This window comes from Solirhodobacter olei (genome assembly GCF_004010155.1).
GTDB lineage: Bacteria > Pseudomonadota > Alphaproteobacteria > Rhodobacterales > Rhodobacteraceae > Solirhodobacter > Solirhodobacter olei.
The window spans coordinates 1-6722 of the sequence record NZ_RRYH01000020.1 but is presented as its reverse complement, the minus strand read 5'-3'; the positions used below and the strand labels follow the sequence as shown (position 1 = coordinate 6722).

General features: G+C 62.2%; 5 protein-coding genes. 2 read left to right on the top strand and 3 right to left on the bottom strand.

Annotated features, from left to right (window positions below; translation table 11 throughout):
* The coding region (locus EIP85_RS14955; protein WP_206615552.1) for a TetR/AcrR family transcriptional regulator at positions 1 to 642 on the top strand (642 nt) is incomplete at its 5' end.
* Positions 643 to 1073: 431 nt separating this feature from the next.
* Here EIP85_RS14955 and EIP85_RS14950 read toward each other — a convergent pair.
* The gene (locus EIP85_RS14950) at positions 1074 to 1511 is read right to left on the bottom strand and encodes an Lrp/AsnC family transcriptional regulator (protein ID WP_164871751.1); all 438 of its coding nucleotides are present in this window, start codon (positions 1509 to 1511) and stop codon (positions 1074 to 1076) included.
* A gap of 127 nt (positions 1512 to 1638) precedes the next feature.
* Between EIP85_RS14950 and EIP85_RS14945 the strand changes: the two genes are divergently transcribed.
* Positions 1639 to 3051 carry a pyridoxal phosphate-dependent decarboxylase family protein gene (locus EIP85_RS14945; protein WP_127903020.1) on the top strand — a complete coding sequence of 471 codons (1413 nt, stop codon included), beginning with the start codon at positions 1639 to 1641 and terminating at the stop codon, positions 3049 to 3051.
* A 312-nt stretch (positions 3052 to 3363) separates the two neighbouring features.
* On the opposite strand, the gene EIP85_RS14940 is transcribed toward EIP85_RS14945, so the two are convergent.
* Both EIP85_RS14940 and EIP85_RS14935 read right to left on the bottom strand, forming a co-directional pair.
* Entirely contained in the window at positions 3364 to 4209 is an 846-nt protein-coding gene (locus EIP85_RS14940) for an intradiol ring-cleavage dioxygenase (RefSeq protein WP_127903019.1), read from the bottom strand.
* 375 nt (positions 4210 to 4584) lie between these two features.
* Entirely contained in the window at positions 4585 to 6504 is a 1920-nt protein-coding gene (locus tag EIP85_RS14935; RefSeq protein ID WP_164871750.1) for a PAS domain-containing sensor histidine kinase, read from the bottom strand.
* Positions 6505 to 6722: the final 218 nt, after the last annotated feature.

Sequence of the window (6722 nt, the reverse complement as noted above, 5' to 3'; positions counted from 1 at the left end):
GGCTACTATATCCAAATGAGTGAAGGCAACAAGCGTTCATACGTGTCTAAACGGCGCCAGCAGAGCGCCGAAGAGACACGGCGGCGGATTCTGGCGAGCGCTAGGAGACTGATCGTGTCGAAGGGCTTTGGGGGCGCGAAGATCGAAGAGATCGCCAACGAAGCAGGGGTAGCCGCGCAGACCGTCTATTCCGTGTTCGGGTCCAAGCGCGGCATACTGCTGGAGTTGCATGACCACCTCGCCGCAGAGGCGGACTTGACGGCGCTTCAGGCCGCTCTCGCTGCTGCCGAAGGCAATCCTCGCCAGCAACTTCGCGAACGGATCGCGTTTAACATGCGCTACTACGCCCGTGGGGCTGATCTGATCGAGGCGGCCCGATCGGCGTCAGGCGTCGACCAAGGCCTGCATGAAATGTGGGAGCGTGGTGAGGCGCGGCGACGGGAGCGGTTTGCCGAACTCGTCGCGAATTGGGATCGAGATGACTTCATGGCGCCGGGTCTGGACCGAGAGGAGGCAGTCGACATCTGGTGGGCGTTGGTCAGCCCGGATATGTACCGGTTGCTCGTTCTGGACCGGAAATGGGACGAAAAGCGGTTCGCCGATTGGTTGTTTGAGAACCTGGCGCAACTCCTATTCGGGTGAGGTGATGGCACCGTTGCCCGCCACCGTAGTCACCGGCCCCGTCGTGTCCGTCGGATACCAGACGACCGTCGGAATGCCACGCACAGCGAGTGCGCAGAAACCAACGGCAGAGGGTTTGGCCGGGGCCGCAGGGGCGACCACCAGGGAAAGGACGGGAATAGCAGCTCCGCATGAGCCTGAAATCCATTGGTCCCTTCCTGCTTTCGTCGAGACTCCGGCCCGCTTCAGTAGAGGCCGGCCCGTCGGCCTTAGAGGCAGGAAATTCGGGAAAGTTGCCTATCCGCTTACAAGGTGGTCAACATCGAGCCTGAACGGCCGAATTGGGCGCGCGTTACTGTCGTAAGAGAAACGTGCAGCGAAGGGCACCACCCGAGTCCGTCATATCACGTCGCCATATCTCCGCTGACGGCCGCTTTCTTGACCATTCGAGCTCAACGATGCCGATGCTGCTTCAGCACCGTATGTATAGTGATGTGGCTGACCCCGGGTACGTCCAGCAACCGCGCTCGCAATTTCTCCAGATCGGAGATCGTCTCGCACTCCGCATCGAGGATCATGGCAATGTCGCCTGCAACGTAGTGGCCGGTCACAACGCCGGGCTGCCGCATGATGAGGTCGACGAGATGCCGATGAGCGCGATTTGCCGAGAATTTCACGGTCAGCATGGCCCGAATGGCACGCGGCATCCCGCCGGGCCGCAGCTTGACTGAGTAGCCTTCGATGATGCCGCTCTCTTCGAGGCGCACGAGGCGATCATGGGTGGCGCTGCGTGATAATCCGATCTTGCGCGCAAGGCTGACCACACTCGCCCGTGCGTTGGCTTCCACCGCCCGTATCAGAGCGACGTCCTTGGTGTCGACGTCCGGCATTTGACCCTCACCTGCGGCGTTGCACCGCCACTTTGTCGGCTGAAGCGACATCTTTCGGGTCGAGCGAAGAGCTGCCGCAACGTACTTTACCCGGAGAAACGCGAGGCGAGAAGGAGCCAGCCCAGAGATGCACGATATGGCCAACGCGATGTTCCCGCCGCCCGATATCCGCCGGCAAATCCATGATGGGCTGGCCGCGAGACTTGAAGCGTCCGAGACGCGCCGCGCCTCTCTCCCGGTGACCCCGGTCGAAGATCTGAGTGATTTTAGCAAGGCCCTGAAGGCGTACGACTTCGATCGGCCGGTCGATCTCTCGCAGCTTCTCGACTGGACGGTTGGTGCGATGGACACCGGGATCGTGCAGATGTCGCATCCTGCCTATTTCGGCCTTTTCAATCCGGCGCCAACGTTGCCCTCCGAATGCGCCGACCGGATCACCGCCAGCTTCAATCCCCAGCTCGCGGTCTGGTCTCACGCGCCGGTCTGTGTCGAGATTGAGCGTCACGTCCTGCAGGCGGTTGCCCGTCGTGCCGGCCTGACCGGCGATGCCGGAGGCCACTTTACGAGCGGCGGTGCCGAGGCCAACTATACCGCTCTCGTCTGCGCACTGACCCGCGCAAACGGGATGTACGGCGCGAAAGGTGTGTTCGCTTTCGCTGGCCGCCCTGTCTTCTATGCCTCGGCCGAAAGCCACCTCGCCTGGCTCAAGATTGCACATCAGGCCGGGATCGGGCGCGACTCCGTGCGGCTCGTCTCGACTGATGGCAGCGGCCGGATGAGCATCGAGGCCCTGATGAAGGCCATCGAAACGGACCTCGCCTCGGGTTGCGTGCCGGTGATGATCGTCGCGACCGCGGGCACGACGAATGCCGGAATGATCGACCCGCTCGAAGGCTGCGCCCGTGTCGCGGAAAAACACGACCTCTGGCTACACGTCGACGCCGCCTGGGCTGGCGCGATGATCGCCTCGAAGCGCCTGTCTCCGGCGCTCCAGGGTATCGGCAATGCCACGTCGATAACCATCGACGCGCACAAATGGTTCGCGACGACGATGGGCGCCGGCATGTTCCTCACCGCCCGACCTGACGTTCTTCCGCAAGCGTTCCAGGTTGCGGCGAGCTACATGCCGTCCAACCTGCAGACGGTCGACCCGTACGTGACCTCCGCTCAGTGGTCGCGCCGGTTTCTGGGGTTACGGCTATTCCTCTCACTGGCGAATGCGGGGTGGCAGGGTTACGCTGAACATGTCGAACGCGCTGTCGACCTGCTGCGCCGGCTCGGCGCAGCGATGTCCGCAGAAGGTTGGCAGGTCGCGAACGACTGCAGGGCCGGGGTGCTCTGCCTGAAGCCTCCGGTAGGTGCGCATCCTCCGGCAGAGATCGTGCAGCGTGTAGTTGCCTCCGGCGAAGCCTGGATCTCCGTCGCCAAGCTGGAGGGCGGCGACGTCATCCGTGTTTGCATTACCAACGGGACGACGCGGGAAAGCGACGTTGATGCCCTTGCCACTCTACTGGCAAGAACCGCAACAGATCGGAAATAGGTCCGCAGTTTCCAAAACAGAATTTCCACCCGGTCAGCACGGACCGACTGGGCCAACCACCGAGCCGGTCACTCATAGACGCCTCGAGGATGGTAGTTTCATCTGTATCCAGGACCCCCAACCCGTTTGCGGCAAATAGTAACTCTCAGGGCGGCCAGCTCAGACACGGAACGGCCGCGATGAGGGCGCATTGGAGACGGCCCACGAACGGGCGATCCGCATTGGGAAGCGGTCTCCGGTTCGCTCCTTTGCTCTGCCTCGCATCGTATCACTTCACGTGCTTTGGCGGTATCGCGCTGCACCGGCCCGCAGTCATTGCGAGACTGGCACCAGCACGAAGTCAAACGGTGAGCGCCATTCAGTCCGGCCGTCGCGCACATGCTCGAACGGCGCAACAAGTGTCGATTTGACCCCGAAGACGGCGTCGGAGCCGAGCCAGCGGTCATCGCCCACGAAGGTGTGGGTGACGAGCCGCTGGAAGCCCGGGGCGGTGACGAGAAAATGCATGTGGGCCGGGCGGTTCGGGTGACGGCCGAGCGCGGCGAGCATCTTGCCCACCGGCCCATCGTCCGGAATCGGGTAGCTCACCGGCTTGATGCCGACGAACTCATAGCGTCCGTCGGCGCCCGTGACAAAGATGCCGCGGTTGTTCCATTTGTCCTGCAGATCAGGCTGCTGGACGGAGTAGAAACCCTCGGAATTGTCCGACCAGACGTCGACCCGCGCGCCCTCGATCGGCTCGCCATGCAGATCAATCACCCGACCGGTGAATAGGCAGCTCTCCCCCTTGCCATCGAGGCTGATGCAGTCGCCCATTTGCCGCTCCGGCGCGCCGTCGACATGGAACGGGCCGAAGACGGTGTTCTCGGTCGCGCCGGGCGGGCGACGATTGTTGATCGCGTCTACGAGCATCGAAAAGCCGAGCACGTCGGAGAGCAGGATGAACTCCTGCCGCTCGCCGCTGCACAATTGGCCCGTCACGGTCAGGAAGGCGATGCCGGCCTCCCATTCCTCCTGGGTCAGTTCCACTTCCCTGGCGAAGGCGTGCAGATGCCGAACCAATGCCGCCATCACCTCGCGCAGCCGCGGGTCGATGCCGTCGCCCATCCGAGTGTTCACGGTTTCGACGGAATTCTCCTCCGTGAAATTGCCGATCATCGCGGCCTCCTAATTCTGACCCCTCGCCGGCCGAGCAGCACCTGGGTCGACGTTCGCCTTGCCGGTCTCGGGTGCCTGGACGGGTTCGTCACCGCGATATCGGCCGGGCTGTCAACATCTACCTCCTTCAGGCCGATGTCGCGGGAGACAGAGCGAAATCCTCGAGCACGGTGCTAAGCGCAGCTCAGAACAGTATGGCACCAGAGGCACGTTTCTTGGCATCCTAAATCTCCAGTCAGGCTGCAAAGAACGGCAGCTTCTCAGGATCGCGCCCAGAGGCCTGAATGACCGACTTGGGGGCGCCTTACTGACCTTAAGACGCGTCGCGGCGAAGGGCGGCTCCGAGCCCCCTAAGCGGTTCGCTTGAGCGCCCGGTCAGGCAGCCGACAGCGGCAACCTGACCCAGAACATGGTCTGATCGTCCGGGACCGACCTGTAGCCGATCTCGCCATTCATGCCTTCCACCAGCTTCCTGCTGATGGCGAGGCCAAGGCCGGAGCCTTCCCGATCGCGCGTCGAATGCTCCGCCTGCTGCGAGAACGGCGTGAAGATGCGGCTCCCGAATTCCGACGATATCCCGCGTCCGTGGTTGGCGACGGCAATCACGCATCCCTCCGGCTCGGCATCGATGGAGACCGTCACGCAATCGGCCGCATTGGAAAACTTCGCCGCATTGGAAAGAAGGTTCGCGACGACCTGTCGCAAACGCTTGGCGTCGGCCGCGGCGCTTACTTCCCGGTCGGGAGCGTTCAGCTGATAGGTCACGTCGAACCTTGCCGCAAACGGCTCGCATTCCGCGACCGTCTCTCTGACCAGCTCGACAACGTCGGTATCGGATATCTCCAGAGGCACCTGCTCCGCGCTCAACCGTTGAAAATCCAGGAGGTCGTCGACAAGCTGCTTGAGGCGCGTGCTGTTGCGAAATGCGAGCTCCAGCAGCCCCCTGGCATCGTCCGGCTTGCCTTTGAGCACCGGGCTTGTCAGCAGCGCGAGCGCCCCGTGAAGGGAGGCGAGCGGTGTCCGCAGTTCATGGCTGACCGTGGACACGAAATCATCCTTCAACCCGGCAAGGCGCTTGCGCTCCGTAATGTCGACCATCTGCGCGATGAAGCGGGCATGACCCGGCTTATGGTCGCTGATCAGCGAGATCCTCAGGACGATTTCAACCCGGGCTCCGTCGGGTCGGACATATATCTTTTCGGCGACGTAGGTCTCCACATCGCCGCGGATGAGGGCCTTGATGTCGTCACGGACTTCCGAAAGCATTTCACCGTTTGACAGCTTCCACAGATTTACCCCCTGAAGGCTGCCATTCGGATAACCAAGCAAGCGATAGCAGGCTTCGTTCAGGAGCTGGAACGTCCCATCAAGGCCAAGAACGGCCATTGCGACAGGCGCGTTCGCAATGAGGGTGCCGAGTTCTTCTTCTTTGGCCCGGGCGTGTTGGACGGCCCGCTCGAGGGAATCGATATCGACCATGGTTCCGAGCATGCGAACGGCCCGCCCGTCTGCGCCCCTCTCCGTCACGCGCAGGATTGAACGCATCCAGCGCCATTCGCTTTCACCGACGCGGAACCGGTATTTCGTCTCCGATCTTTCAATCCTGCCCGCGAAGCACTCCTCGTCAGCGGTCAGAACCCGCGGCATGTCATCCGGGTGAACCCGCATGCGCCACTCGTCCTCAGCGTTGAGGCCATGCCAGTTCGATATCCCGGCCAGCTGAAACCAGGTGTCGGACGCGACGCAATGCCCCGTTCGCAAATCGGTCTCGAAGACGCCGATCTCGCTTCCTTGCAAGGCAAGGTTCCAGCGCGCCTCTTGATCCTTCAGGGCGGCCAATGCCTGAACCCGCTTGGTCACCTCATCCAGCATGACGATATTGAACCTGCGCCCCTGCTCGTCCGTTGCCTGGCGCTGGCGCACTTCGCAATACCTCGGGGCGCCATCCCCCGATATCAGGGCGATGCAGTCGCATCCGTATGGGGGCTGATGCATGTTCAGGATAAGCGTGCCGCCAACCATCAGGGCGCCCGGCAACAGCTTTGAGATCTTGTAGCCTTCGAGGGTTACGGCATCGGGGCGGCAGAAGTCGCGCGCGAGGTTATTGGAGTAGAGGACCTCGCCGCTCTCCCCGATGACGATGATGCCGAGGGTCGAGTCCTCTGCGATAAGACTCAGGACAAAACCGATGTCGGGCTTCGGCGCCGCGCCGGATATGGTCTTCAGCTCGATCGGTTGATCCCACCTTTCTACGGGCGGCGGTGCAATCACTGCTGCATGGAGCTCTGCTGACATGTTCGGCATCAACTGTATGGGCCTGCGTCGTTTCTTGTTTGTTTCAGCGTCTTGCGTTCGAATGTGCGTATCCGGGTCAACCTGCCACTTTCTGCACAGCCGCTGCCTTGCTCGCCATCCACCGCATTGCCCATTCATTGTGGCAATGTGACGACGAATTCATGCAAGATTGGGCAAGGGTTCCGCCTGCCCGCTGCCGCCGCCAAAGGGGGGACACA

Coding starts and splice junctions, on each gene's coding strand:
- EIP85_RS14950 (WP_164871751.1), bottom strand. CDS start 1,511: ATGCCGGACGTCGACACCAAGGACGTCGCTCTGATACGGGCGGTGGAA.
- EIP85_RS14945 (WP_127903020.1), top strand. CDS start 1,639: ATGCACGATATGGCCAACGCGATGTTCCCGCCGCCCGATATCCGCCGG.
- EIP85_RS14940 (WP_127903019.1), bottom strand. CDS start 4,209: ATGATCGGCAATTTCACGGAGGAGAATTCCGTCGAAACCGTGAACACT.
- EIP85_RS14935 (WP_164871750.1), bottom strand. CDS start 6,504: ATGTCAGCAGAGCTCCATGCAGCAGTGATTGCACCGCCGCCCGTAGAA.